A 1,659-nucleotide genomic window follows, 5' to 3' on the forward strand; every position below is an offset into this window, starting at 1 on the left:
TCCCCGCTTCAGACCCGAAGGTCATCCGCGGTTCGGGTGGTTAGCACAACGAGGTTCGTCAGGGTCGCTCTTTCGCGGGTACGGGAATATCAACCCGTTGTCCATCGACTACGCCTCTCGGCCTCGCCTTAGGTCCCGACTCACCCAGGGCGGATTAGCCTGGCCCTGGAACCCTTGGTCATCCGGCGGAAGGGTTTCTCACCCTTCTTTCGCTACTCATGCCTGCATTCTCACTCGTGCCGCGTCCACAACTGGGTCACCCCGCTGCTTCACTCGCGGCACGACGCTCCCCTACCCATCCACACACCTGCACAAGGAATCAAGTCCAAGCGAGGTTGAAATGTGAATGCCACAGCTTCGGCGGTGTGCTTGAGCCCCGCTACATTGTCGGCGCGGAACCACTTGACCAGTGAGCTATTACGCACTCTTTAAAGGGTGGCTGCTTCTAAGCCAACCTCCTGGTTGTCTATGCGACCCCACATCCTTTTCCACTTAGCACACGCTTAGGGGCCTTAGCTGGTGATCTGGGCTGTTTCCCTCTCGACTACGAAGCTTATCCCCCGCAGTCTCACTGCCGCGCTCTCACTTACCGGCATTCGGAGTTTGGCTGATTTCGGTAAGCTTGTGGGCCCCCTAGACCATCCAGTGCTCTACCTCCGGCAAGAAACACGCGACGCTGCACCTAAATGCATTTCGGGGAGAACCAGCTATCACGGAGTTTGATTGGCCTTTCACCCCTAACCACAGGTCATCCCCCAACTTTTCAACGTTGGTGGGTTCGGCCCTCCACGCGGTCTTACCCGCGCTTCAGCCTGCCCATGGCTAGATCACTCCGCTTCGGGTCTAGAGCATGCGACTGAAAACGCCCTATTCAGACTCGCTTTCGCTACGGCTCCCCCACACGGGTTAACCTCGCCACATGCCACTAACTCGCAGGCTCATTCTTCAAAAGGCACGCCGTCACCCCGCAAGGCTCCGACGGATTGTAGGCGAACGGTTTCAGGTACTATTTCACTCCCCTCCCGGGGTACTTTTCACCATTCCCTCACGGTACTCGTCCGCTATCGGTCACCAGGAAGTATTTAGGCTTACCAGGTGGTCCTGGCAGATTCACGGCAGATTTCAGGGGTCCGCCGCTACTCGGGAACACCCACAGAAGGTCAGCAACTTTCACCTACCGGACTATCACCGTCTACGGTCAGCCATTCCAGACTGTTCGACTAGCCACTGACTTTGTAACTTCTCGAACAAGTGTCAGCTTGTTCAGCAGGGTCCCACAACCCCGACCACGCAACCCCTGACAGGTATCACACGCAGCCGGTTTAGCCTAGATCCGCTTTCGCTCGCCACTACTCACGGAATCACTTGTTGTTTTCTCTTCCTACGGGTACTGAGATGTTTCACTTCCCCGCGTTCCCCCCACACACCCTATGTGTTCAGGTGTGGGTGACACCACATGACTGGTGCCGGGTTTCCCCATTCGGACACCCTGGGATCACAGCTTGGTTGACAGCTCCCCCAGGCCTATCGCGGCCTCCCACGTCCTTCATCGGCTCCTGGTGCCAAGGCATCCACCGTTCGCCCTTGACAACTTGACCACAAAGATGCTCGCGTCCACTGTGCAATTCTCAACAAACGACCAACCCACAACCCACAGGC

1 rRNA gene (running past one end of the window) is annotated in these 1,659 nt (G+C 57.2%); it reads right to left on the reverse strand.

What is annotated here, in order from left to right:
• Nucleotides 1-1,598, reverse strand: a 23S ribosomal RNA gene (locus ACFYPD_RS33990); it reaches 1,610 nt to the left of the window's first position.
• Nucleotides 1,599-1,659: the final 61 nt, after the last annotated feature.

The organism is Micromonospora sp. NPDC005299, assembly GCF_042872345.1.
GTDB lineage: Bacteria > Actinomycetota > Actinomycetes > Mycobacteriales > Micromonosporaceae > Micromonospora.